Raw genomic sequence first — 23928 nt, 5'->3', positions numbered from 1 at the left:
TTTTGAGGAACTATCCATTTTTAAATGAATAACGCTTGGAATGATAGGAAGAATGTATACTTGTCAACAATCAAAATCTGACGTTGTTAGCTCTCCTAGTCAGATTTTGATTTTTATGGAATATTAGTAATCAAGGTATGAAATTTTCAACATCCCTGTTTTGTCATCCATGGTCACTTGCAATTAAAAATGGAATGGAATATAATTCGCCACTTTATTGTCCAGCTCAAAAAACAGAACTTGAGATTGATATGTATGGAGATGTGTATCCATGCCCTTTCTTACATGATGAAACACATTTCATGGGAAATTTAATTACCGATGATTTTGAATTAGTTTGGAATTCTAGTGTGGACAGATTAAATGAAGCTGCTGGGTCAGATGATAGTAAATGTAAAGACTATAAACTTTTTAAGGATTGTGGGGGAGGTTGCTATGCCATGGTATTTGTTTTGAAACGAGAATATGATAAGAGGTGATGCAGTTTAGTTGATCAATTGTTTGAAAATTTATTGACTATTTTTCAGAGTGACAATCATTGCGAATATTTACATAGTCTCAAAATCTGCAATTGCTACCTCGATGGTTTTGAAGTTGCTGTTGCACTACTATCGCACATTTGTCTTATTTTAAGGACCTTGTAATGTTATGAATACAGATTTTTAATAAAATAATAGACAGCTCTTGATTTTTTTGGTAGAATACCAAGGTAGGAAAGAATTCTTTGTTTAAGCATTGTAGAAGCGAGTCTGGGAGGGTGAAAGCCAGATACAAGGTGGATAAAGATGGCACTTTCTCGCTGTTTTTAAGAACAAAATGAAGTAATAAATCAGGGTGGAACCGCGTTTCAACGCCCCTATGGAGACATAGGAGTGTTGGCGCGTTTTTTGCTGTACTACAGTGAATGAATAAAGGTTAGGACATCGTTCAGTCGCTTTCACTCGTCAAAAATTAAAATCTGAAGTCGTTAACTCACCTTGCTTCAACAGTCCTGTGGACTGTTGAAGGTTGGAAATAAGGATTATGCAATAATCCTCAGCTACCATTAGTCCGAACTAGTGGTTCAAAGGGGCGAGCTGTGCTCGTTCTATTTCCAACCTTCCACAATTCTCAATTGTGGAAGCTAGTCAGATTTTGATTTTTATAGAGTATTGATGAATGCCGGTTCTATCTGCAACTCCTTGCCTCGTCCTATTCCTTCATAAGATATGAGGGCGTATAAAGCACAAAGTGAAAATAGGAAGTCTGACGAAGAGCCGGCAGACTCTAGGAAGACTTATCCCTAAAGGGAGCCTCAGCTGTAACCAACTGAAGTTGGAACATCTGCGTCTCTTTTTCACACAGTGCTTAGCCCGTGTTCAGTTTCATAAGATACGAGGGCGTTAAGCAACTCCTAGACAAAATAGGAAATCGAAGCAGGTTGGTTTGCAACCAACGAGATTTATCCCTAAAGGGAGCCTCGACTGTAACCAGCTAAAGCTGGAACATCTGCGTCTCTTTTTTACACAGCTCTTAGTCCACTATATATGTTTTACAGATACGGATACATAAACCTCTCTATCCTACATTTCTTCAAATCGTATCGTCCATTATCAAATAGAAAGAGGAAGCAAAATATCTAAAAAACTAACCTTTCACCTAGCCAACGTTGCTAACAAACTTAAAGGTTTGAGCAACTAACGGCAATCGCCATGGCGAATTGCCTAGACTATGCACTTGTTTTCCTTTCATAAAGATGATTGTTTTTAAAGGAAAACGTCGCAAATGATAACCATTAAGAAAGAGAGAAACCAATGTCTAAAAAATTAACCTTTCAAGAAATTATTCTGACCTTGCAACAATTTTGGAATGAGCAGGGCTGTATGTTGATGCAGGCCTATGACACAGAAAAAGGAGCGGGAACGATGAGTCCCTATACCTTCTTGCGTGCTATTGGTCCTGAACCTTGGAATGCAGCCTATGTTGAGCCAAGTCGTCGTCCAGCAGACGGTCGTTACGGAGAAAATCCAAACCGTCTCTATCAGCACCACCAATTCCAAGTGGTCATGAAACCAAGTCCAAGCAATATTCAAGAATTGTATTTGGAATCACTAGAACGCCTTGGTATCAATCCGTTGGAACATGATATTCGCTTTGTAGAAGACAACTGGGAAAATCCTTCGACTGGTTCAGCTGGTTTGGGATGGGAAGTTTGGCTTGATGGAATGGAAATCACACAATTTACCTATTTCCAACAGGTTGGAGGTCTAGCGACAGGTCCAGTTACAGCTGAGGTAACCTATGGTTTGGAACGTTTGGCTTCTTATATCCAAGAAGTTGATTCAGTCTATGACATTGAGTGGGCAGACGGAGTGAAATACGGTGAGATTTTCCTTCAGCCAGAATATGAGCATTCAAAATACAGCTTTGAAATCAGTGACCAAGATTTATTGCTCAGCAACTTTGAGAAATTTGAAATCGAAGCAAAACGTTGTTTGGATGAGCATTTGGTTCACCCGGCCTTTGACTATGTGTTGAAATGTTCGCATACCTTTAACCTACTGGATGCCCGCGGTGCAGTTTCAGTAACAGAGCGAGCAGGCTACATTGCACGTATTCGAAATTTGGCGCGCGTCGTTGCAAAGACCTTTGTAGCAGAAAGAAAACGCCTTGGTTATCCACTGTTGGATGAGGCAACAAGAGTGCAATTATTAGAGAAGGAGGCAGAATAAGATGACGAAAAATTTACTGGTAGAACTTGGTTTAGAAGAGATTCCAGCTTATATTGTAATGCCTGCTATGGTTCAATTGAAGAACAAAATGGCGCAATTTTTAACAGATAATCGTTTGGCTTTTGAAGAAATCCAGATGTTTTCGACACCTCGTCGTTTAGCAGTGCGTGTGCGTGATTTGGCAGACCAGCAGGAAGATTTGACAGAGGATTTTAAAGGGCCAAGTAAGAAGATTGCCTTAGATGCGGATGGTCATTTTACCAAGGCTGCAGAAGGATTCGTCCGTGGTAAAGGGTTGACAACAGCTGATATTACCTTCCGTGAAATCAAGGGGGAAGAGTATGTCTATGTGACCAAGCATGAGACAGGAAAGACAGCTAAGGAAGTTTTAGCAGGCATTCCAGACGTTCTTGCTTCGATGACTTTCCCAGTCAGCATGCACTGGGCTTCAAATACATTTGATTATATCCGTCCGGTTCATACCTTGACAGTTCTCTTGGACGATGAAGCACTTGAGATGAATTTCCTTGATATTCCATCAGGTCGTGTCAGTCGTGGTCATCGTTTCCTCGGACAGGAAACGGAAATTGCGACAGCAGATAGTTATGAAGACGACTTACGTAAGGAATTTGTGATTACAGACAGCGCAGAGCGTGAGAGAATGATTGTGGAGCAAATCAAGGCGATTGAAACGGCACAAAACGTAGTCGTTGAAATTGATCAAGAGTTACTGAACGAAGTCTTGAACTTGGTCGAATACCCAACTGCTTTTATGGGAGCTTTTGATGCTAAGTATCTGGATGTTCCAGAAGAAGTCTTGGTGACTTCCATGAAAAATCACCAACGTTACTTTGTTGTCCGAGACAGGGACGGTAAACTCTTGCCGAACTTTATCTCTGTTCGTAACGGAAATGCGGAATTTCTTGCCAATGTCATTAAGGGAAATGAGAAAGTCTTGGTAGCACGTTTGGAAGACGGTGAATTCTTCTGGCGGGAAGACCAGAAATTACAGATTGCGGACCTTGTGGAACGCTTAAAAGCTGTGACCTTCCATGAAAAAATTGGCTCATTGTATGAACACATGGCACGTACAGCTGCCATTAGTAACCTTTTAGCAGATCAAGCAGGACTTTCTGAGGAAGAAAAAACAGATCTTGCGCGTGCAGCTGCCATCTACAAATTTGACCTATTGACAGGCATGGTTGGCGAATTTGACGAATTACAAGGGATTATGGGGGAGAAATACGCACTTCTTGCAGGCGAAACCCCAGCCGTTGCAGCCGCTATTCGGGAACATTACTTGCCAAATAGTGCAGAAGGTGCTCTTCCTGAAACCAAGGTCGGTGCGGTATTAGCGCTTGCTGATAAACTGGATACAATCTTGTCTTTCTTCTCAGTTGGTCTTATTCCAAGTGGTTCAAACGACCCCTATGCCCTTCGTCGTGCAACCCAAGGTGTGGTGCGGATTTTGGAAGCCTTTGGCTGGACGATTGCAATCGATGAATTGGTTGAAAAACTTTATGCCCTAGAGCATGATAGCCTTGCTTATGAACATCAGGCAGAGGTTCTTGAATTCTTCCGTGCTCGTGTAGAGAAAATGATCGATAAGAGCGTTCCGAAAGATATTGTGACAGCAGTCTTAAATAGCACAAACTTTGTGGTCAGCGATATGGTTGAAACAGCTCGTATCTTGGCAGAACAGGCGAAAACAGCTACTTTTAAATCAGCCGTTGAAAGTCTTTCTCGTGTCTTTAATTTGGCAGAAAAAGCAGCATCAGATGTTGCAGTGGATAGCAGTCTCTTTGAAAATGAAGCAGAAACAGCCCTAGCAGATGCAGTGGCAGGACTTACCTGCACCCAAGATTTGGCAGGAAATATCCAACAATTCTTTGGACTTCAGCCTCTGATTGACGCTTTCTTTGACAATACCATGGTCATGGTAGACGATGATGCTGTGAAAAATAATCGCTTGGCCTTGCTTGCAACCCTAACTCAAAAAGCACAGAAAGTTGCGCAATTTAACCAAATCAATACCAAGTAGGAGAAAAAATGGAACAAGCAAAAATTGATCGCATCAATGAATTGGCCAGAAAGAAAAAAGAAACAGGCTTGACAGAAGAGGAAGTAAAAGAACAAGCAGCCCTCCGAGAAGAGTATATCGAAGGTTATCGTCGTAGTGTTCGGGCCCATCTTGAAGGCATCAAAATTGTCGATGAAGCAGGCAACGATATAACTCCAGAAAAACTCAAACAAGTCCAACGCGAAAAAGGACTGCATGGCAGAAGCCTAGATGATCCCCATTCATAGACTGAATTATTAAAAAAGGTAGAGAAAAATCTCTACCCTTTTTGCTTGTTTGCACCTCATTTGTGCTATAATAGAAACAGAACGATTTAGGAGATTCTTATGTTTATCATTGAAATTTTAAAGTCCATTTTCTTTGGAATTGTCGAAGGGATTACGGAATGGTTGCCGATTTCAAGTACAGGTCATTTGATTTTAGTGCAAGAATTTGTCAAGTATAAGGACAACAATCCGGCCTTTATAGAAATGTTTAACGTTGTCATCCAGCTAGGGGCGATTTTGGCAGTGGTAGTTATCTATTTTGACAAGTTAAATCCCTTTAAGCGTGGAAAAACAGCACGTGAGGTACGAAAAACATGGCAATTATGGGCGAAGGTGGTTATTGCAACGCTTCCGGCTCTGGTGATTGGTTTACCGCTCGATGATTGGTTTGAAGCTCATTTTCATCATATGGTTCCTGTTGCTATCATGCTCATTATCTATGGAATAGCCTTTATTGTACTCGAAAAGCGGAATAAAGATGTAGAACCAAAAATTACAGACTTGGGGAAATTACCCTATAAGACCGCTCTTTTCATTGGTTTTTTCCAAGTATTAGCTCTTTTTCCGGGTACGAGCCGTTCAGGTGCGACGATTGTCGGTGGTCTTTTGAATGGGACCAGTCGTTCAGTTGTGACGGAGTTCACCTTTTATCTTGGAATTCCAGCCATGTTTGGAGCGAGTGCCATTAAGATTCTCAAATTTGTGCTAAAGGGTAATAGCTTAGGTTTTTCTCAATTAATGCTACTATTGGTGGCCATGGGTGTCGCATTTGGAATTAGTTTATTGGTGATTCGGTTCTTGACGGATTATGTCAAAAAACATGATTTTACAATCTTTGGAAAATATCGAATTGCCTTGGGAATCCTGTTGTTGATATATGCAGTATATAAATTTGTAATCGCCTAAAACAGGTTGGGGAAAGTCCAATCCTAAATATAAAAAGCGAACAAAATTAGTTTTCTGATCTTCAGAATTCTACTTTGTTCGCTTTTTTTATCTCTAATTTATCAAATTTAAGACTTGAGGATAGAAAATTTCAAAAATCAAAATCGTGTTGCCTCAGCTTTTTAGAATTTATTTTTTAGTTTTTTCATTATCCTTCTATATACTCTGCTAATTCTTTGTCTTTTAGACCTGCGTTAAGAGCGATTAGAAGCTTGAGACGTGCCTTGGGAGCATTGAGTTCTTTGACAAAGAGAACTCCAGCTTTTTTGAGGGCGACACCGCCACCTGGATAGGCATAAACAGGTTCGGCAATTCCGTTGAAACAGCGAGAGACCAAGGCTACGGGAATTCCAGCTTGGATGAGTTCTTCAATTTTTTCTGCAGCCTCCTTGGGGAGGTTACCCGCACCGAAAGCTTCGATGATTAAGCCGTCCAGTTGATTTGGATTGAGCATAGCCAGTAATTCCGTTTGCATGCCTGCATAGGCAGAAATGATGGGCACTAAACCTGAAATAGCTTCCAGTTGAAAACGTACGCGTGGCTCTGCTGTTTTAAAATAGAGAATTTCGTGTTTCATGATTAAACCGAGAGGGCCATGCGTCGGTGTTTGGAAGGTGCCGACATTGGTAGTATGGGTTTTAGTGACATACTTAGCCGCATGGATTTCATCATTCATGACCACTAAAACTCCCTTTCCATGAGTCTTTGTATCACTTGCAACCCGAAGGGCAGATAAGTAATTATAGATACCGTCACTTCCTAATTCATTAGATGACCGCATAGCACCTGTGAGAACGACAGGAATATCAGGCAAATCCATGGTATCAAGAAAATAAGCTGTTTCCTCTAAAGTATCAGTTCCATGGGTAATGACAATTCCGTCAAAGGATTGATAAGCGTCGCGAATTTTATGGTAAAGAGCCAGCATGTGCTGGGGAGTGATGTGAGGACTGGGAAGATTGAAAAAATCAAGACTGGTCACCTCTATATGCTCCAAACCGACGGAGACATGGTGCATTGGATTGACACTATTGGTTGTAACCTGGCCAGCTTCATCGGCCTGCATGGAAATCGTCCCTCCTGTATGTAAAACCAGTATTTTCTTTGTCATCAAATAAACTCCTTCTTCAGATTTGTGCTATAATGATTGTATCACAAAAACGAGAGTTGAGGAACCAATGGAAATCAAAGCAGTCTTTTTTGATATTGACGGCACCTTGGTCAATGATAATAGGACCGTCTTAAAGTCGACCGAACAAGCGATTCAGAGTTTAAAAGAGCAGGGCATTTTAGTAGGTCTTGCGACAGGTCGAGGCCCTTTTTTTGTAGCCTCCTTCATGGAGCAACTAGACTTGGATTTTGCAGTAACCTATAATGGTCAATATATTTTCTCAAAAGACAAGGTTATTTCAGCTAAACCTATTGATAAGGCGAATTTACGATCATTGATTAAGGTAGCACAGAAATACCGCAAGGAAATTTGTTTCGGGACTAAAGACGGCGTTATTGGTTCAAAAATTATGAACTTTGGTATGAGCAAGGTTCCTCAGTGGTCGAGCCGGTTGATTCCTAAGAAATTAACGCGTTATGTAAATCATGGTTTTAACCATATTATCAGTAAGGCTTTTCCACAGAGAGTGGAGGATCTTTATCAGTCGATTCAGGAACCGATTTACCAAGTCTTACTCCTTGCAACAGCATCTGAAAGTAAGAGGATTCAGGAAGAATTTCCTGATTTGAAATTTACCCGTAGTAGTCCATTTGCGGCTGATGTGATTAACCAAGGTATGTCAAAACTTGAGGGAATTCGTCTAGTCGGGAAAGAATACGGATTTGGAATTCATGAGGTGATGGCCTTTGGAGACTCGGATAATGATCTTGAAATGCTGGCAGGAGTGGGCATGTCGATTGCTATGGGAAATGGGACCGATCGTGTCAAGGAGATTGCCAAACACATTACGACCAGCAACAGTCAAGATGGGATTCACAAGGCTCTGGAGCATTTCGGAATTTTAGCACGTGAGAAGGTCTTTACCAGTAGTGACCCCCATTTTAATAAAGTCAAGGAATTCCATCAGGTTATGGATACTTCAACACAAGAAGAACCTAGAGCTTGGAATTTAGCAGCAGCTAGTCATCGCACGGATTTTAAACTAGAGGAAATGGTGGAGTTTCTGCGAGCAGCGAGTCCTTCGGAGACAGCTTTTGAAGAGGCGATTCAGCATTTGCATATTGCGCTGGATAAGGCGGCAGAGAAAGTCAAAACCAAGATCCCAGCTGAAGTTTCTCTCGTTGGGCAGGTTGATGCCTTGATAGATACCTTGTATTTTACCTATGGAACGTTTGTTCTTATGGGAGTTGATCCAGAGAGAATTTTTGAAATCGTGCATCAGGCCAATATGGGGAAGCTCTTTCCAGATGGTAAGGCTCATTTTGACCCTGTAACGCACAAAATTTTGAAACCTGATGATTGGGAAGAAAAGTATGCGCCAGAGCCAGCTATTCAAAAAGAATTAGAACGGCAGATGAAAGCCTATCAAAAACATCAAGAGCAGTGAAAGGAGCAAATCACTGCTCTTTTTTAGCAGGATAAATCAGTGTTTTATATTCAACAAAAATCAAAATGAGCGTTTTAGCGACTTTCTTAGAAGGGTCGGACGTAAACGCCTAATTTTTATGAGTATCCTGTTCATCTGCTGAAAAATCATCCTGTTTGACTTACTTAGTCTATTTCATTTTATAGCAAAAATAAATAAGTATAGCTCAAATGGATATCTTTGAAATTGCATGAGTACGACGTTAGATACGCCATTAATCATCATGCTGGATAATGTTAGGTAGCGGGATAGAAGTCCGATGTGTAGTGAACTTTTATCTCTCCTGTGCTATTCACCTGAGTACAATTCTATCGAAAAAATCTGAGCTTATATTAAAAAACAGCTAAAAAAAGTATTGCCAAATTGTGACACTTTTCAATATACTTTTATTTTTATGAGCCCAATTTGTAAAATTAAGTTAGACAAAAAAAGCCATTTATGTTAAGCTCAGATAAACTACCACATTTTTCTGAAAGGACCGAACATAGATGACCTATACTCATCTTACCACAAATGAGCTCGTAATGATAGAGGCGTATCATCAAGAAGGAAAGAAAATCTCCGCTATTGCTAAATCCCTCGGTCGAGCCCGTCAAACGATTTATAATGTAGTTGCTTACCTTGAACAAGGATATTCAGCTTATGACTACTACGAGCATTATAAAGCGAACAAGAAGCGCTGCGGTAGGTATAACACACAGCTATCGAAGGAAGAAACCGACTTCATTCAATCTCATTTGGAAAAAGACTGGAGTTTAGACGTTATCAAAGGGACGTATCCAAACAAAGTTTCTTGCTCTATGAGAACACTCTATCGTTTAGCCGATCGCGGTGTGTTCAAAAAAGAAAATCTCCCATGGAAGGGGAAACGAAAGCCCAATGGGAAGAAGGAAATGCGCGGTAAACAAGCATTTCGTAGAGACATTCGTGAACGGGCTGAACGCTATCCAACATTTGATAGGGAGTTTGGTCACTTTGAAGGGGATACAATCGTTGGCAAGGATAGTAAGAGTGCTGCGATTACCTTGGTTGAAAGACAATCAAAAGTGATTATAGCGCTTCAAACAAATGGACGAAAAGCCCAAGATATCGAACAGTCACTAAGGGATTGGTTAACGAAATTTCCAAAGAACCTGTTCAAGTCGATGACCTTTGATTGTGGGAAAGAGTTCTCAAATTGGAAGTCATTGTCAAATGAGTATGATATCGACATTTTCTTTTCGGACCCTGGCTGTCCTGGTCAACGTGGACTCAATGAACACTCAAATGGCCTACTACGAAGACACGGACTTCCGAAGCAGACAGACTTCAATGAGATTTCCCAAGAAGTGTTATCAGCGATAGCTGATAACAGAAACAACATTCCTCGTAAGTCATTAAACTATCAAACTCCTCTACAAGTTTTTCTGAGTTATTTTAAAGTGTCTAACTTAATTTGACAAATAGAAGAGTTTATAAGAATTTCTTTTGTCATTTTTTGATAATTTTGCCAAAAATATCCGCCACCAAGAGGTAGCGGATTTGGGAGAAAGCTTGTTTTACATTGTTTTATCCTTGTCACGAACGACTAAAAGGTCAACCTTGGTATGACGAAGGATATACTCAGATGAGGAGCCGATAAGGAGGCGTTCAAAGGCGGTGAGGCCTGTTGCACCGACTAAAATCAAATCAACCCCATTGGCATCTGGGATGTCCGTGGCAAGAAGGGTTTTGGGATTGCCCATTTCGATAATCGTCACGATGTCACTGAGGCCGGCAGCTCTAGCCTTTTCTTCATAGTTTGCCATCAATTTCTTAGCTTCTGCCTGCAGCTCTTCATAAACCTCGGCATCAAAGGTAGAAACGCTTTGGAGGGCGCGGGTATCAATGACATGGGCAATGGTTAGCCGAGCCTGGTTTCGTAGGGCGGAATTGATTCCTTTTACAAAAGCTAAATCTGCTTCGCGTGAACCATCGACGGCTACCATGATATTTTCATACTTTTGAATCATCGGAATACCTCCATTCTTTTTCTATCTTTATTGTAATCCTTTCCATGAAAAAAGTAAAGGGTTTTCATTTGTTTTACAACTACTTTTTTTAGAAATTTAAGGCAATTTGCGGTATAATGAAAAGATGATGATGAAATGAGGTTCAAAGATGAAACAATTCGATAAATCTAGTAAATTAGAACATGTTGCCTATGATATTCGTGGTCCAGTATTAGAAGAAGCGATGCGGATGCGGGCAAATGGAGAGAAAATTCTTCGTTTAAATACAGGAAATCCAGCTGAATTTGGCTTTACTGCACCGGATGAGGTTATTCATGATTTGATTATGAATGCTAGAGACAGTGAGGGCTATTCAGATTCCAAGGGGATTTTCTCAGCTCGAAAGGCAATTATGCAGTATTGCCAGCTCAAGAAGATTCCAAATGTGGATATTGATGATATTTATCTAGGCAATGGTGTCAGTGAATTGATTGTTATGTCCATGCAAGGTCTGCTAGATGATGGGGATGAGGTCTTGGTGCCCATGCCTGACTATCCGCTGTGGACAGCAGCTGTCAGCCTCGCTGGGGGAAATGCGGTGCATTATGTCTGTGATGAAGGGGCGGATTGGTATCCAGATATGGCAGATATCAAGTCCAAAATCACGTCAAACACTAAAGCGATTGTCCTTATCAACCCTAACAATCCAACGGGTGCCTTGTATCCTAAGGAAGTGTTGGAAGAAATCGTGGAAATCGCACGGGTAAATGACTTGATTATTTTCTCAGATGAGATTTATGATCGCATGGTTTTTGATGGCGAAGTCCATATTCCTATCGCTAGTTTAGCACCTGATTTATTCTGTGTGACGATGAATGGCTTGTCAAAATCGCATCGGATTTGTGGTTTCCGTGTGGGTTGGATGGTCTTGTCTGGTCCAAAACACCATGTTAAGGGCTATATTGAAGGCTTGAACATGCTTTCCAATATGCGTCTATGCTCGAATGTCTTGTCTCAACAAGTAGTGCAGACCTCCCTTGGAGGCTACCAATCGGTGGATGAGCTCTTGATTCCAGGAGGGCGCCTCTATGAACAACGGGAATTTATCACCAAGGCTATCAATGAGATTCCGGGCTTGTCAACTGTGAAGCCTAAGGCTGGTCTTTATGTCTTTCCAAAGATTGATCGGACCATGTATCGGATTGACGATGATGAGCAATTTGTCTTGGAGTTTTTAAAGCAGGAGAAGGTTCTCTTGGTACATGGACGTGGATTTAACTGGAAAGAGCCAGACCACTTCCGTATCGTTTATTTGCCTCGGGTTGACGAATTAGCACAAATTCAGGAAAAGATGACGCGTTTCTTGCGTCAATATGCTAGATAAACTCCATCCTAATCCCAATCCTATCAGAGTTAGAAGTTTGTAAAAATAAACGAGAATATTGCTAAGCTGTAAGATGAATGGTCTATCGGAAGTGTAGCAATATTTTTATTTACTTTGATATATCTCTCAAAAAAAGTAGCAAAATAAACAATTTTCAGATAATTGTTGAAAATTGTTGCGTTTTATGCTATAATGTAAGCGATTGAATTGAGGTAAAAGATGACAACAATATTAGAAAAAACGAGAAAAATTACAGCCATTCTGAAACGTTCAGATGAAAAACTTCAGGATGACCTACCCTATAATCCGATTGCCAAACAGTTGGCAGATGTCATTGATTGTAATGCTTGTATCATTGATAGCAGAGGACGCTTACTGGGTTATTTCATGCGCTACAAGACCAATAATGATCGGGTAGAAGAATTTTTCCAAACGCAGAAATTTCCAGAAGAGTATGTGAAAGCAGCGACTCTGGTCTATGATACAGAAGCTAATATCACGATTGACAATGAATTGACAGTCTTTCCGATAGAAACCAAGAATGAATTTCCAGATGGTTTAACGACCCTTGTCCCAATTCATGTGACTGGGATTCGCTTGGGGACATTGATTATTTGGCGAAATGACGAGCAATTTCATGATGATGATTTGATTTTGGTGGAAATTGCGAGCACAGTGGTCGGCATTCAGCTGTTGAACTTCCAACGTGAAGAAGACGAGAAAAACCTTCGTCATCGAATGGCGGTTAGTATGGCTGTCAATACCTTATCCTATTCTGAATTGCGGGCGGTATCTGCGATTTTAGAAGAATTAGATGGCAGCGAAGGCCAATTGACAGCTTCAATTATTGCCGATCGTATCGGAATTACGCGTTCTGTGATTGTCAATGCCTTGCGAAAACTGGAGAGTGCTGGGATTATTGAGAGCCGTTCCTTGGGAATGAAAGGAACATATCTGAAAGTCTTAATTCCAGACATTTTTGATGAAATTAAGAAACGAGATTACTAAAATGCCAAAAGCATTGATTTCGATTGACTATACGATTGATTTTGTAGCGGATGAAGGGAAATTAACGGCTGGATTACCTGCCCAAGCTATTTCTGAGAGGATTTGTCAGGTGACAAGAGAGGCTTTTCAGCGAGGAGACTATATTTTCTTTGCCGTGGATGGGCATGAGGTAGAGGATTCTTTTCATCCGGAAAGCAAGCTCTTTCCTCCCCACAATCTCATGGGTACCTCTGGCCGTCATTTATATGGACCTCTAGCTGGTTTTTTTGAGGAAACCAAAGAAAATAATCGTGTTTTTTGGATGGACAAACGGCATTATTCAGCTTTTTCAGGGACAGATTTGGATATCCGCTTGAGAGAGCGTCGAGTGGATACGGTTATTTTGACAGGTGTTTTGACGGATATTTGTGTTCTACATACGGCGATTGATGCTTATAACTTAGGGTATCAGATTGAGGTGATTTCATCTGCCGTGGCTTCCATAGAGCAGACTCAGCATGCATTTGCACTCAACCATATGACGGATGTCCTAGGTGCCACAGTATCTGAAGACTTATTATAAAAATGAGCTTTCATGTTTTTATACTGAAAGCTTTTTTATGAGAGATTAGAAAAACGCTTGGCAGAGCAATCGTTTTCATCTAATACTCATGTAATTTCAAAAATAACCATTTGATTGTACCGACCTCTCTATTGTTAGATTTTGCTCTAACTTTTGTGGGTCATATCAAGTAAATACATATTTATTTTTTATTTAAAAATGAAGCAGTTTCAGTAAGTCGAACAGGGTGAGTTTTTAGTAGATGAAAAGTATAGGTATCAAAAATAGCTAGTTTTCGTTCGAACCATCTAAGAAAGTCGCAAAAATGCTAACTTTGATTTTGGATGAGTATAACACTCGACAATAATCAAAATCTGACGGCCTTAACTCATCTTGTTGAACTCTAGTTCTACCTGCGGTTTTGTTGCCTAGTCAGAAGTATAAAAGGCTTAAGGTTTTAGGCCTAGAAACAGATTGATAAAGGATATATTTGGCAGAAGAAATCCTAGATTGCTGTATTTGAGAAAAATGGAGATAGGATTGACTTTTTCTCAGATTTTTTCTAGTTGATGGGAGAAGGCTTGCTCTTATCATTGAAGAAGAAGGGAGATTTGTGGTAAAATAAGAAGATCCTACTTTTGAAAATTAGAAAGTATATCGTTGAAAGTTTGGAAATGTTAAGATAGGTCGTTTGTGCTCTTTGCCAAATGTAGGGCGGAGGGAAGGGATTTCTAACGGCTATTCTGACGTTTTGAGATGTAGAAGCAAGAAAGGATGAACAGATGAAAATCACACAAGAAGAAGTAACTCATGTTGCGAATTTGTCAAAGCTGGCCTTTTCACCAGAAGAAACGGAAGAATTTGCCACAACTCTGTCTAAAATTGTGGACATGGTAGAATTATTGGACGAGGTCGATACGACTGGCGTTCCATTTACATCAAATGTCGCCAATAATCTGAACTATATGCGTGAAGATAAGGCAGAAAAAGGCTGGGACAGGGAAGAATTGTTCCAAAATGTTCCTGAAAAGGAGAGAAATTATATTAAAGTACCTGCAATTTTAGAAGATGGAGGAGATGCCTAATGTCTTTACATACGAAAAGTGTTGATGAATTGCATGATTTATTGGTCAAAAAAGAAATCTCTGCAGTGGAATTGACCAAGGCAAGTTTGGAGGATATTGAAGCACGTGAAGATGCAGTTGATAGCTTTATTACAGTATCTCACGATGTAGCCCTTAAACAAGCCGCAAAAGTGGATGAAAAAGGGATTGATGCGAGTAATGTCATGAGCGGCATTCCGATTGCTATCAAGGATAATATTTCTACCAAAGGAATTTTGACAACAGCTGCTTCAAAGATGTTGTATAATTACACTCCGATTTTTGATGCTACAAGTGTTGAAAAAATTTATGGGAAAGATATGATTGTCATCGGAAAGACCAACATGGATGAGTTTGCCATGGGGGGATCGACCGAAACTTCCTATTTTAAAAAGAGTAAAAATGCTTGGGACAAAAGGAAGGTTCCAGGTGGATCTTCTGGAGGTTCTGCAACAGCGGTAGCTTCTGGCCAGGTACGCTTGTCACTGGGTTCTGATACAGGTGGTTCCATTCGCCAGCCCGCTGCCTTTAATGGGATTGTTGGAATGAAACCAACCTATGGTCGAGTGTCTCGTTTTGGCTTGATTGCCTTTGGAAGCTCACTGGATCAAATCGGACCTTTCTCTCAAACTGTTAAAGAAAATGCTCAGCTGCTCAATGTGATTTCAGGTCATGATACGAAAGATTCAACTTCTTCACAACTTGCTGTGCCTGATTTTACACAAAAAATTGGGCAAGAAATTAAGGGGATGAAGATTGCACTTCCAAAAGAGTATATGGGAGATGGAATCGATACACAAGTGAAGGAAACAATTCTCAAGGCTGCCAAGCACTTGGAGAGCCTAGGAGCTATTGTAGAGGAAGTGAGCCTTCCCCACAGTAAATACGGAGTGGCAGTGTATTACATTGTAGCTTCGTCTGAGGCAAGTTCTAACTTGCAACGCTTTGATGGCATTCGTTATGGCTATCGGGCGGAAGATATTGAAAATCTGGATGATGTATATGTGAAAACTCGAAGTCAAGGCTTTGGTGACGAGGTCAAACGCCGGATTATGCTTGGAACCTTTAGTTTGTCTTCTGGCTATTATGACGCTTACTTTAAAAAAGCTGGACAGGTCCGTACCTTAATCATGCAGGATTTCGCTAAGGTCTTTGCTGACTATGATTTGATTTTAGGGCCTACAGCTCCGACGGTGGCCTATGATTTGAATTCGCAAAATCATGACCCAGTAGCCATGTATTTGGCAGATATCTTGACCATTCCAGTCAATTTGGCAGGTCTTCCAGGGATTTCCATTCCAGCTGGTTTTGTAGAAGGATTGCCAGTCGGACTGCAGTTGATTAGTAATCATTTCGATGAAGAAATCCTGTACCAAGTCGCAGCTGCCTTTGAGGCAACAACGGATTATCATAAACAACAACCAGTGATTTTTGGAGGTGAAAAGTAATGAACTTTGAAACAATTATTGGACTTGAGGTCCATGTTGAATTGAATACGAATTCAAAGATTTTCTCTCCATCGTCTGCCCATTTTGGTGAAGACCCAAATGCCAATACCAATATCATTGACTGGTCCTTCCCAGGTGTCCTTCCTGTGATGAACAAAGGGGTGATTGATTCGGGGATTAAGGCAGCATTGGCTTTGAACATGGTCATTCATCAAAAGATGCACTTTGACCGCAAGAATTACTTTTATCCAGATAATCCCAAGGCCTATCAAATTTCTCAATTTGATGAACCGATTGGCTATGACGGCTGGATTGAGATTGAACTAGAGGATGGATCTACCAAGAAAATCCGTATTGAACGGGCGCATTTAGAAGAAGATGCTGGAAAGAACACCCACGGGACAGATGGCTATTCCTATGTGGATTTGAACCGTCAGGGCGTGCCCTTGATTGAGATTGTTTCAGAAGCGGATATGCGTAGCCCCGAAGAAGCTTATGCCTACTTGACGGCTCTAAAAGAAATCATCCAGTATACTGGTATCTCAGATGTCAAGATGGAAGAAGGCTCCATGCGGGTCGATGCCAATATCTCGCTTCGTCCCTATGGTCAGGAAGCCTTTGGTACCAAAACTGAGTTGAAAAATTTGAACTCCTTTAACTATGTTAAAAAAGGATTGGCTTATGAGGAAAAACGCCAGGCAGAAATCTTACGTTCCGGTGGGCAAATTCGTCAAGAAACTCGGCGGTATGATGAGGCGACAGGAGAAACCATCCTCATGCGGGTCAAGGAAGGGGCGGCTGATTACCGTTATTTCCCAGAGCCAGATATTCCAAATTTTGAGATTGATCAGGACTGGATCGAAGAAATGCGTGCAGAATTGCCAGCCTTTCCAAGAGAGCGTCGTGCCAAGTATGTGACTGCCTACGGTCTGTCTGATTATGATGCACGTCAGCTAACAGCAAGCAAAGTCACGTCAGACTTCTTTGAAAAAGCCTTGAGTCTTGGTGGAGATGCCAAACAAATCTCGAACTGGTTGCAAGGGGAGGTAGCTCAATTCTTGAATGCAGAACAAAAAAGCTTGTCAGAAATTGCCCTAACTCCTGAAAATTTGGTGGAAATGATTAGCTTGATTGCAGATGGGACCATTTCATCCAAGATTGCCAAGAAAGTTTTTGTTCATTTGGCGAAAAATGGCGGTTCTGCACGTGAATATGTGGAAAAAGCTGGTCTCGTACAAATTTCCGACCCTGCAGTCTTGATTCCAATGATTCATCAAGTCTTTGCAGATAATGAAGCAGCAGTGGCAGACTTCAAGTCTGGCAAACGCAATGCGGACAAGGCCTTTACTGGTTTCCTCATGAAAGCAACCAAAGGACAAGCCAATCCGCAAGTAGCTCAACAACTCTTAGCCCAAGAGTTGCAGAAATTACTAGATTAGGCAATCACAACTTGCGTGCAAGATACGGGTGAATGCAGCTGACTTGCGGATGTTGTCACTGCTAAGTCTATTAAGTGTAGACTAGAGAAATTAGCAGTGAAAGCAAAGACGGTCTATGCCAGTGTTCATAAAAAAGTCCTTTATGATAAAAGAAACAAAAAAGTGAGTTTCAAGCGTGATAACAAATCATCCTTGGAACTCACTTTTTATACAATCCTTAAACTAGATTGAGAGGAATAGACACTGAAAGACTATGCTCATTTAATTGTAACCGCCCCATAACGAGGTGTCTATGATATTTTCCACGCCTCTAGTATACTGTTATCAGAAAACAGAACTGGAGGCTATTTTGATGTCACAACCTATTGTTCCCTTGAAAACACCACAATCTCGTCGATTTCCTCATAAATCCAGAAGTGATCTGATAATGAAAATGCGTATTGGAAAAGTTGAACTAAGCTTGTTCCCATCTCTTCATCAAGAAACACTGGAAACTATTTTAGATAAGGTACTTGCTTATGAGCATCCGACTCAGTGATTTAGGGCAGGTCTATCTGGTTTGTGGCAAAACTGATATGCGTCAAGGGATTGATTCGCTGGCCTATCTCGTTAAACGTCAATTTGAATTAGATCCCTTTTCTGGTCAAGTTTTTCTCTTCTGTGGTGGCCGCAAAGATCGTTTCAAGGCCCTTTATTGGGATGGACAAGGTTTCTGGTTGCTTTACAAGCGATTTGAAAACGGCAAACTCACTTGGCCTAATGATGAACATGAGGTCAAAGCCCTCACTTCCGAGCAAGTAGACTGGCTGATGAAGGGATTTTCGATAAGTCCTAAAATAAAATCTACAAAAAGTCGTGATTTCTATTGAAATCATGGCTTTCTTTTTATACTTAACAAAAATCAAATTCTGATGTATAATAGTCCTATGAACGCTACACAAGAACAAATCACAGAACTCAAATCAGCTCTCAAGGCTAAACACCTCTCTGCCTATCACAAACGGATTCAAGCGGTCTATTTACGCTCTCAAAAGTTGACCTACAAGGCCATTTCTGACTTAATCGGTTTATCTCATGATACGATTTGGCGTTTGGTGAAAAAATATGAACAAGAAGGCCTCTCTGCCCTTACCCATGATGCACGAGGGGGGCGTCATCGTTCTTATCTTACTTACGAAGAAGAAAAAGCATTCTTAGAAGAACAGTTTGTTGGTAGTGCTTCAGGACAATTTGTCACTATTGCAGAAATGCACGAGGCTTACCAAACTAAAATTGGGAAGTCTTGAGTGCCAAAAGGAGTACGACCTCATGTTCACAGCCACTATATTCGAGAATATCGCTACTGCTATGGAGCTGTCGATGCCCATACAGGGGAATCTTTCTTTATCATTGCTGGGGGATGTAACACCGATTGGATGAATGAATTTTTAAGACAACTGTCCCAAGCCTACCCTAATGACTATATCTTACTCGTGATGGATAACGCCGTATGGCATAAATCACGGACGTTAGAGAAACCTACCAACATTGGCTTTGAGTTCATTCCACCTTATACGCCTGAGATGAATCCCATTGAACAAGTCTGGGCTGAGATTCGTAAGAGAGGTTTCAAGAATAAGGCCTTTAAGACGCTAGACGATGTCATTAACAAGCTGCAAGAGGTGATTCAACGTCTGCATTGGTCTGTGTTAAAACCCATTGTTCATAGAAATTGGCTCTTTTCAGATTTTGATGTTAAATGAGTATTATTTCATTATACCGAAAAGAAAGCCATGATTTCAATAGAAATCACGACTTTTTGTAGATTTTATTTTAGGACTTATCGAAAATCCCTTCATCAGCCAGTCTACTTGCTCGGAAGTGAGGGCTTTGACCTCATGTTCATCATTAGGCCAAGTGAGTTTGCCGTTTTCAAATCGCTTGTAAAGCAACCAGAAACCTTGTCCATCCCAATAAAGGGCCTTGAAACGATCTTTGCGGCCACCACAGAAGAGAAAAACTTGACCAGAAAAGGGATCTAATTCAAATTGACGTTTAACGAGATAGGCCAGCGAATCAATCCCTTGACGCATATCAGTTTTGCCACAAACCAGATAGACCTGCCCTAAATCACTGAGTCGGATGCTCATAAGCAAGTACCTTATCTAAAATAGTTTCCAGTGTTTCTTGATGAAGAGATGGGAACAAGCTTAGTTCAACTTTTCCAATACGCATTTTCATTATCAGATCACTTCTGGATTTATGAGGAAATCGACGAGATTGTGGTGTTTTCAAGGGAACAATAGGTTGTGACATCAAAATAGCCTCCAGTTCTGTTTTCTGATAACAGTATACTAGAGGTGTGGAAAATATCATAGACACCTCGTTATTGGGCGGTTACATTTAATTTCAAAAATAGCTGCTACATATATATAAAAATATCTTTACTATGAAATGAAGTGGTCTGTAAGTTAAATAGGATGTTTTTTCAGTAAATGAAAAGGACAGTGACAAAAAAAGAAGTAGGAAACATTTAAGAAAGTCGCAAAATTACTAACTTTGATTATCATTGAGTATTAGAAATTCGTTGATTTTGTTTGAAAGCGTATAATCTTTCTAAAAATTCTGCTATAATCAATAGAGAAAAAGAGAGGTGGAACAATGAAAAAAGAAGTAAAGGGAATTCTCTATGTTTTGATGGCTGGCATAGCCTGGGGACTATCAGGTACTTGTGGTCAATATTTGATGGCTCAAGGATTTCCGCCTTTTTTACTGACTAGTGTTCGCATGGGAATTGCAGGATTTTGTCTGACATGCATTGCTTTCTTTACCATGGGAAATCAGTTTTTACAATTGTTGAAGCAACCAAAAGTGATTCTCGCCATTGTCCTTTTTTCTACAATCGGACTTCTTCTTAATCAATTTTCCTATCTATTAGCCATTCGCGAAACCAATGCGGGGACAGCTACTGTTTTGCAATATCTATGTCCAATTTTGGTTCTTATTCATACCTGCTTGAAACATCGAACGGCTCCGACCAACATCGAAATGTTCTCCATGCTCTCTGCGGTTTTAGGAACTTTTTTGATGGCCACTCATGGGCAAGTGACTCAGTTGGCAGTCACACCTTCCGGTTTATTTTGGGGCTTGGTGGCAGCTGTGAGCTATGCTGCCTATATTATCTTGCCGATTCAGTTCATTCAACGCTGGGGAAGTCTTGCGGTCAATGGTCTAGGTATGTTTTTAATAGGAATCTGTTTAATGCCCATCAGCCGTCCGCTTTCTTTTAATTGGAATATCGAGTTGATGACCCTATTTGCTCTCATCGGTATGATTGGAATTGGAACGATTGTGACCTATACCTTATTTTTGGCAGGGGCTAGTCTGATTGGCCCTGTCAAGGCCAGTTTATTAGCTTCGATTGAGCCTGTTTCTGCTGTATTTTTTGCCTTTGCTCTCATGGGAAGCCGCTTTTATCCTCTTGATTTATTAGGAATGGCCTTCATTTTATTTGGGGTTCTTCTTATTTCGTATCGAGATTTAAAAGAAGTTCGCTCGAAAGATTAGGGATTTGAATCATTGTTCTGGTAAAATCTGCTCATGTAAAAAAGCGGCTCTATAATATCTGTAGTGGGTAAATCCACTGTAGAGATTATGGAGCCTTTTTCAGTGTAGAAAAAAAGTCCCATATGACCTATAATGAAAAGCGATAAAACCATCATTTAGAAAGACTCATATGGAACAACTAAATCTTATCACAAATTTTCTCAAAATGAAAGACAAAAATATCACGATCACTAATGAATGCGACATGGGAACTCACTTAGAACTCCACGGTCACTTGGATTACACAGCCCCTAAATGCCCTTCCTGCAAGGGACAAATGGCTAAGTATGACTTCCAGAAAGCCTCTAAAATCCCCTACTTAGAAACTGCTGGCTACCCACTACTTATCCGCCTTCGAAAGCGTCGTTTCAAGTGCAAGGAATGTGGGAAAATGGCGGTCGCTGAAACTCCTATTGTTAAGAAGAACCATCAAATATCTGTCGCTGTCAACCAGAAAATCGCACAATTACTCATCGAAAAGCAAGCAATGACACATATCGCACACAGACTCTCCATTTCTACATCTACAGTTATTCGAAAACTCAATGAGTTTAAATTTGAAACGGATTGGGATAAGCTTCCAGAAGTCATGTCCTGGGATGAGTATGCCTTCAAGAAAGGGAAAATGAGCTTTATCGCTCAAGATTTTGACACAAATAACATCATCGCTATCCTTGATGGAAGAACGCAAGCAACCATCCGAAATCACTTTCTGAGATACCCTAGACAGGTCAGAAACCGCGTTAAATTCATCACTATGGACATGTTTAGCCCTTACTATCAACTAGCCAAACAACTTTTTCCTCATGCTAAAATCGTGCTTGATCGTTTCCACGTTGTGCAACATCTCAGCCGTGCTATGAACCGTGTCCGCATACAAATCATGAATCAATTCGATAGAAAATCCCAGGAATACCGTGTCTTAAAACGCTACTGGAAACTGGTACAACAAGATAGCCGTAAACTCAGTGATAAACGATTTTATCGCCCTACATTTCGCATGCATTTGACCAATAAGGAAATCTTAGACAAGATCCTATCCTACTCAGATGAGTTACGACAACATTATGAACTCTATCAACTTCTTTTATTCCATTTCCAAGAGAGGAACTCAGAGCATTTCTTTGACCTAATTGAGCAAGAAAGAGCCACTGTTAACCCTATTTTCCAGACGGTATTTAAGACCTTTCTAAAGGATAAGGACAAGGTTTTAAACGCTTTGGAATTGCCTTATTCCAACGCTAAATTGGAAGCTACCAATAATCTTATCAAAGTCATTAAACGAAATGCCTTTGGTTTCAGGAACTTTGAAAACTTCAAAAAGCGGATTTTGATTGCCTTAAACATCAAAAAAGAGAAGACCAAGTTGGTCCTCTCTAGATGTTAGCTGACATCTACCCACTACAGTTGACAAAGAGCCAAAAAAGCCTTCAAAATAGGCTCTATAATATCTGTAGTGGGTAAATCCACTGTGGAGATTATGGAGCCTTTTTCAGTGTAGAAAAAAAGTCCCATATGACCTATAATGAAAAGCGACAAAAATATCATTTAGAAAGACTCATATGGAACAACTAAATCTTATCACAAATTTTCTCAAAATGAAAGACAAAAATATCACGATCACTAATGAATGCGACATGGGAACTCACTTAGAACTCCACGGTCACTTGGATTACACAGCCCCTAAATGCCCTTCCTGCAAGGGACAAATGGCTAAGTACGACTTCCAGAAAGCCTCTAAAATCCCCTACTTAGAAACTGCTGGCTACCCGCTACTTATCCGCCTTCGAAAGCGTCGTTTCAAATGCAAGGAATGTGGGAAAATAGCGGTCGCTGAAACTCCTATTGTTAAGAAAAACCATCAAATCTCTGTCGCTGTCAACCAGAAAATCGCACAATTACTCATCGAAAAGCAAGCAATGACACATATCGCACACAGACTTTCCATTTCTACATCTACAGTTATTCGAAAACTCAACGAGTTTAAGTTTGAAACGGAGTGGTCTAAGCTTCCAGAAGTCATGTCTTGGGATGAGTATGCCTTCAAGAAAGGGAAAATGAGCTTTATCGCTCAAGATTTCAACTCCCTAAATGTCATCGCTATCCTTGATGGAAGAACGCAAGCAACCATCCGAAATCACTTTCTGAGATACCCTAGACAGGTCAGAAACCGCGTTAAATTCATCACTATGGACATGTTTAGCCCTTACTATCAACTAGCCAAACAACTTTTTCCTCATGCTAAAATCGTGCTTGATCGTTTCCACGTTGTGCAACATCTCAGCCGTGCTATGAACCGTGTCCGTACCCAAATCATGAATGCTTTTGACCGCAAATCGCATGAATACAAGACGCTCAAACGCTACTGGAAATTGATACAACAGGACAGTCGAAAACTCAGTGACAAGCGGTTTTACCGCCCGACCTTTCGGATGCATTTGACCAATAAGGAGATTGTCGCTAAACTGCTCGGCTATTCTCAAGAACTGAGAGAACACTACGAGCTCTATCAACTACTGCTTTTTCACTTCCAGGAGAAGCAAGCTGACCAGTTTTTTGGACTTATCCAAGACACTCGGCAGACTGTCGACCCGATTTTCCAGACCGTATTTAATACCTTTTTGAAGGACAAGGATAAGATTCTCAACGCCATGGAATTGCCTTACTCAAATGCCAAACTTGAGGCGACGAATAATCTCATCAAAGTCATCAAACGCAATGCCTTTGGCTTTCGAAACTTTGAAAACTTTAAAAAGCGGATTTTCATTGCTTTAAACATAAAACGAGAGAAGACCAATTTGGTCCTCTCTAGGTGTTAGCTTTTCATCTACCCACTACAGTTGACAAAGAG

General features: G+C 40.6%; 22 protein-coding genes and 2 pseudogenes. 20 read left to right on the top strand and 4 right to left on the bottom strand.

Going from position 1 to position 23928, the window contains the following annotated elements; genetic code table 11:
• The first annotated feature begins 137 nt into the window (after positions 1-137).
• From BFM96_RS00525 to BFM96_RS00505, 6 genes and pseudogenes are all read left to right on the top strand, one after another.
• Complete coding sequence (locus BFM96_RS00525; RefSeq protein WP_068989008.1) at positions 138-479, top strand: SPASM domain-containing protein; 342 nt, start codon at positions 138-140, stop codon at positions 477-479.
• An 18-nt stretch (positions 480-497) separates the two neighbouring features.
• Positions 498-588, top strand: a pseudogene (locus BFM96_RS11485) (MFS transporter); the annotation flags it as partial.
• Positions 589-1793: 1205 nt separating this feature from the next.
• Positions 1794-2711, top strand: a complete 918-nt coding sequence (gene glyQ / locus BFM96_RS00520) for a glycine--tRNA ligase subunit alpha (RefSeq protein ID WP_068989004.1) — start codon at positions 1794-1796, stop codon at positions 2709-2711.
• A 1-nt stretch (position 2712) separates the two neighbouring features.
• Entirely contained in the window at positions 2713-4752 is a 2040-nt protein-coding gene (glyS, locus tag BFM96_RS00515; RefSeq protein WP_068989001.1) for a glycine--tRNA ligase subunit beta, read from the top strand.
• A gap of 8 nt (positions 4753-4760) precedes the next feature.
• The gene (locus BFM96_RS00510) at positions 4761-5018 is read left to right on the top strand and encodes a DUF896 family protein (RefSeq protein ID WP_068988998.1); all 258 of its coding nucleotides are present in this window, start codon (positions 4761-4763) and stop codon (positions 5016-5018) included.
• Positions 5019-5117: 99 nt separating this feature from the next.
• Positions 5118-5963 (top strand): undecaprenyl-diphosphate phosphatase, encoded by an 846-nt coding sequence (locus tag BFM96_RS00505; protein WP_068988992.1) that lies wholly within the window; start codon positions 5118-5120, stop codon positions 5961-5963.
• Positions 5964-6150: 187 nt separating this feature from the next.
• Here BFM96_RS00505 and BFM96_RS00500 read toward each other — a convergent pair whose 3' ends face one another.
• Positions 6151-7113: an asparaginase gene (locus BFM96_RS00500; protein WP_068988989.1), complete on the bottom strand. Its 963-nt coding sequence runs from the start codon at positions 7111-7113 to the stop codon at positions 6151-6153.
• Between the two features lie 67 nt (positions 7114-7180).
• Between BFM96_RS00500 and BFM96_RS00495 the strand changes: the two genes are divergently transcribed.
• Entirely contained in the window at positions 7181-8560 is a 1380-nt protein-coding gene (locus BFM96_RS00495) for a Cof-type HAD-IIB family hydrolase (RefSeq protein ID WP_068988986.1), read from the top strand.
• A 527-nt stretch (positions 8561-9087) separates the two neighbouring features.
• The gene (locus tag BFM96_RS00490) at positions 9088-10038 is read left to right on the top strand and encodes an IS30 family transposase (protein WP_068988984.1); all 951 of its coding nucleotides are present in this window, start codon (positions 9088-9090) and stop codon (positions 10036-10038) included.
• Between the two features lie 99 nt (positions 10039-10137).
• Here the strand turns inward: BFM96_RS00490 and BFM96_RS00485 are convergent, their stop codons facing one another.
• On the bottom strand, positions 10138-10590 hold the full coding sequence (locus tag BFM96_RS00485; protein ID WP_068988981.1) for a universal stress protein: 453 nt from the start codon (positions 10588-10590) through the stop codon (positions 10138-10140).
• Positions 10591-10738: 148 nt separating this feature from the next.
• Between BFM96_RS00485 and BFM96_RS00480 the strand changes: the two genes are divergently transcribed.
• The 9 genes and pseudogenes from BFM96_RS00480 to BFM96_RS10705 all read left to right on the top strand — a co-directional run bounded on the left by BFM96_RS00480 (position 10739) and on the right by BFM96_RS10705 (position 19234).
• Positions 10739-11953, top strand: coding sequence for a pyridoxal phosphate-dependent aminotransferase (locus tag BFM96_RS00480; RefSeq protein WP_068988978.1), 1215 nt, complete (start codon positions 10739-10741; stop codon positions 11951-11953).
• A gap of 219 nt (positions 11954-12172) precedes the next feature.
• Positions 12173-12961: a GTP-sensing pleiotropic transcriptional regulator CodY gene (gene codY, locus BFM96_RS00475; protein ID WP_068988975.1), complete on the top strand. Its 789-nt coding sequence runs from the start codon at positions 12173-12175 to the stop codon at positions 12959-12961.
• Between the two features lies 1 nt (position 12962).
• Positions 12963-13523, top strand: coding sequence for a cysteine hydrolase family protein (locus BFM96_RS00470; RefSeq protein WP_068988971.1), 561 nt, complete (start codon positions 12963-12965; stop codon positions 13521-13523).
• A gap of 761 nt (positions 13524-14284) precedes the next feature.
• On the top strand, positions 14285-14587 hold the full coding sequence (gatC, locus tag BFM96_RS00465; protein ID WP_068988970.1) for an Asp-tRNA(Asn)/Glu-tRNA(Gln) amidotransferase subunit GatC: 303 nt from the start codon (positions 14285-14287) through the stop codon (positions 14585-14587).
• The gene (gatA, locus tag BFM96_RS00460) at positions 14587-16053 is read left to right on the top strand and encodes an Asp-tRNA(Asn)/Glu-tRNA(Gln) amidotransferase subunit GatA (protein WP_068988967.1); all 1467 of its coding nucleotides are present in this window, start codon (positions 14587-14589) and stop codon (positions 16051-16053) included. The genes gatC and gatA overlap by 1 nt, the downstream gene beginning before the upstream one ends.
• Positions 16053-17492, top strand: coding sequence for an Asp-tRNA(Asn)/Glu-tRNA(Gln) amidotransferase subunit GatB (gene gatB / locus BFM96_RS00455; protein WP_068988962.1), 1440 nt, complete (start codon positions 16053-16055; stop codon positions 17490-17492). Before gatA ends, gatB begins: the two co-directional genes overlap by 1 nt.
• A gap of 352 nt (positions 17493-17844) precedes the next feature.
• Positions 17845-18030 carry a hypothetical protein gene (locus BFM96_RS00450; RefSeq protein WP_068988958.1) on the top strand — a complete coding sequence of 62 codons (186 nt, stop codon included), beginning with the start codon at positions 17845-17847 and terminating at the stop codon, positions 18028-18030.
• Positions 18011-18361 carry an IS66 family insertion sequence element accessory protein TnpB gene (tnpB, locus tag BFM96_RS00445; RefSeq protein ID WP_068988960.1) on the top strand — a complete coding sequence of 117 codons (351 nt, stop codon included), beginning with the start codon at positions 18011-18013 and terminating at the stop codon, positions 18359-18361. The genes BFM96_RS00450 and tnpB (BFM96_RS00445) overlap by 20 nt, the downstream gene beginning before the upstream one ends.
• Before the next feature lie 57 nt (positions 18362-18418).
• A pseudogene (locus BFM96_RS10705) lies at positions 18419-19234 on the top strand (IS630 family transposase).
• Positions 19235-19270: 36 nt separating this feature from the next.
• Here BFM96_RS10705 and tnpB (BFM96_RS00430) read toward each other — a convergent pair.
• Positions 19271-19621 carry an IS66 family insertion sequence element accessory protein TnpB gene (gene tnpB, locus BFM96_RS00430; protein WP_068988960.1) on the bottom strand — a complete coding sequence of 117 codons (351 nt, stop codon included), beginning with the start codon at positions 19619-19621 and terminating at the stop codon, positions 19271-19273.
• Positions 19602-19787: a hypothetical protein gene (locus BFM96_RS00425; RefSeq protein WP_068988958.1), complete on the bottom strand. Its 186-nt coding sequence runs from the start codon at positions 19785-19787 to the stop codon at positions 19602-19604. The genes tnpB (BFM96_RS00430) and BFM96_RS00425 overlap by 20 nt, the downstream gene beginning before the upstream one ends.
• A 345-nt stretch (positions 19788-20132) precedes the next feature.
• Here BFM96_RS00425 and BFM96_RS00420 point away from each other — a divergent pair, with 345 nt between their 5' ends.
• The 3 genes from BFM96_RS00420 to BFM96_RS00410 all read left to right on the top strand — a co-directional run bounded on the left by BFM96_RS00420 (position 20133) and on the right by BFM96_RS00410 (position 23896).
• On the top strand, positions 20133-21038 hold the full coding sequence (locus tag BFM96_RS00420; RefSeq protein ID WP_068988955.1) for a DMT family transporter: 906 nt from the start codon (positions 20133-20135) through the stop codon (positions 21036-21038).
• 169 nt (positions 21039-21207) lie between these two features.
• Positions 21208-22464, top strand: coding sequence for an ISL3 family transposase (locus BFM96_RS00415; protein WP_068988952.1), 1257 nt, complete (start codon positions 21208-21210; stop codon positions 22462-22464).
• Positions 22465-22639: 175 nt separating this feature from the next.
• On the top strand, positions 22640-23896 hold the full coding sequence (locus BFM96_RS00410; protein ID WP_068990592.1) for an ISL3 family transposase: 1257 nt from the start codon (positions 22640-22642) through the stop codon (positions 23894-23896).
• The last annotated feature ends 32 nt before the right edge of the window (positions 23897-23928 follow it).

This window comes from Streptococcus himalayensis (genome assembly GCF_001708305.1).
Lineage (GTDB): Bacteria > Bacillota > Bacilli > Lactobacillales > Streptococcaceae > Streptococcus > Streptococcus himalayensis.
The sequence above is the reverse complement of the archived record's forward strand: the minus strand, read 5'-3'. Positions and strand labels throughout refer to the sequence as shown.

Bases quoted from the DNA above. Each gene is read 5' to 3' on its own strand.
- BFM96_RS00525 (WP_068989008.1), top strand. From the start codon at position 138: ATGAAATTTTCAACATCCCTGTTTTGTCATCCATGGTCACTTGCAATT.
- glyQ (WP_068989004.1), top strand. From the start codon at position 1,794: ATGTCTAAAAAATTAACCTTTCAAGAAATTATTCTGACCTTGCAACAA.
- glyS (WP_068989001.1), top strand. From the start codon at position 2,713: ATGACGAAAAATTTACTGGTAGAACTTGGTTTAGAAGAGATTCCAGCT.
- BFM96_RS00510 (WP_068988998.1), top strand. From the start codon at position 4,761: ATGGAACAAGCAAAAATTGATCGCATCAATGAATTGGCCAGAAAGAAA.
- BFM96_RS00505 (WP_068988992.1), top strand. From the start codon at position 5,118: ATGTTTATCATTGAAATTTTAAAGTCCATTTTCTTTGGAATTGTCGAA.
- BFM96_RS00500 (WP_068988989.1), bottom strand. From the start codon at position 7,113: ATGACAAAGAAAATACTGGTTTTACATACAGGAGGGACGATTTCCATG.
- BFM96_RS00495 (WP_068988986.1), top strand. From the start codon at position 7,181: ATGGAAATCAAAGCAGTCTTTTTTGATATTGACGGCACCTTGGTCAAT.
- BFM96_RS00490 (WP_068988984.1), top strand. From the start codon at position 9,088: ATGACCTATACTCATCTTACCACAAATGAGCTCGTAATGATAGAGGCG.
- BFM96_RS00485 (WP_068988981.1), bottom strand. From the start codon at position 10,590: ATGATTCAAAAGTATGAAAATATCATGGTAGCCGTCGATGGTTCACGC.
- BFM96_RS00480 (WP_068988978.1), top strand. From the start codon at position 10,739: ATGAAACAATTCGATAAATCTAGTAAATTAGAACATGTTGCCTATGAT.
- codY (WP_068988975.1), top strand. From the start codon at position 12,173: ATGACAACAATATTAGAAAAAACGAGAAAAATTACAGCCATTCTGAAA.
- BFM96_RS00470 (WP_068988971.1), top strand. From the start codon at position 12,963: ATGCCAAAAGCATTGATTTCGATTGACTATACGATTGATTTTGTAGCG.
- gatC (WP_068988970.1), top strand. From the start codon at position 14,285: ATGAAAATCACACAAGAAGAAGTAACTCATGTTGCGAATTTGTCAAAG.
- gatA (WP_068988967.1), top strand. From the start codon at position 14,587: ATGTCTTTACATACGAAAAGTGTTGATGAATTGCATGATTTATTGGTC.
- gatB (WP_068988962.1), top strand. From the start codon at position 16,053: ATGAACTTTGAAACAATTATTGGACTTGAGGTCCATGTTGAATTGAAT.
- BFM96_RS00450 (WP_068988958.1), top strand. From the start codon at position 17,845: ATGTCACAACCTATTGTTCCCTTGAAAACACCACAATCTCGTCGATTT.
- tnpB (WP_068988960.1), top strand. From the start codon at position 18,011: ATGAGCATCCGACTCAGTGATTTAGGGCAGGTCTATCTGGTTTGTGGC.
- tnpB (WP_068988960.1), bottom strand. From the start codon at position 19,621: ATGAGCATCCGACTCAGTGATTTAGGGCAGGTCTATCTGGTTTGTGGC.
- BFM96_RS00425 (WP_068988958.1), bottom strand. From the start codon at position 19,787: ATGTCACAACCTATTGTTCCCTTGAAAACACCACAATCTCGTCGATTT.
- BFM96_RS00420 (WP_068988955.1), top strand. From the start codon at position 20,133: ATGAAAAAAGAAGTAAAGGGAATTCTCTATGTTTTGATGGCTGGCATA.
- BFM96_RS00415 (WP_068988952.1), top strand. From the start codon at position 21,208: ATGGAACAACTAAATCTTATCACAAATTTTCTCAAAATGAAAGACAAA.
- BFM96_RS00410 (WP_068990592.1), top strand. From the start codon at position 22,640: ATGGAACAACTAAATCTTATCACAAATTTTCTCAAAATGAAAGACAAA.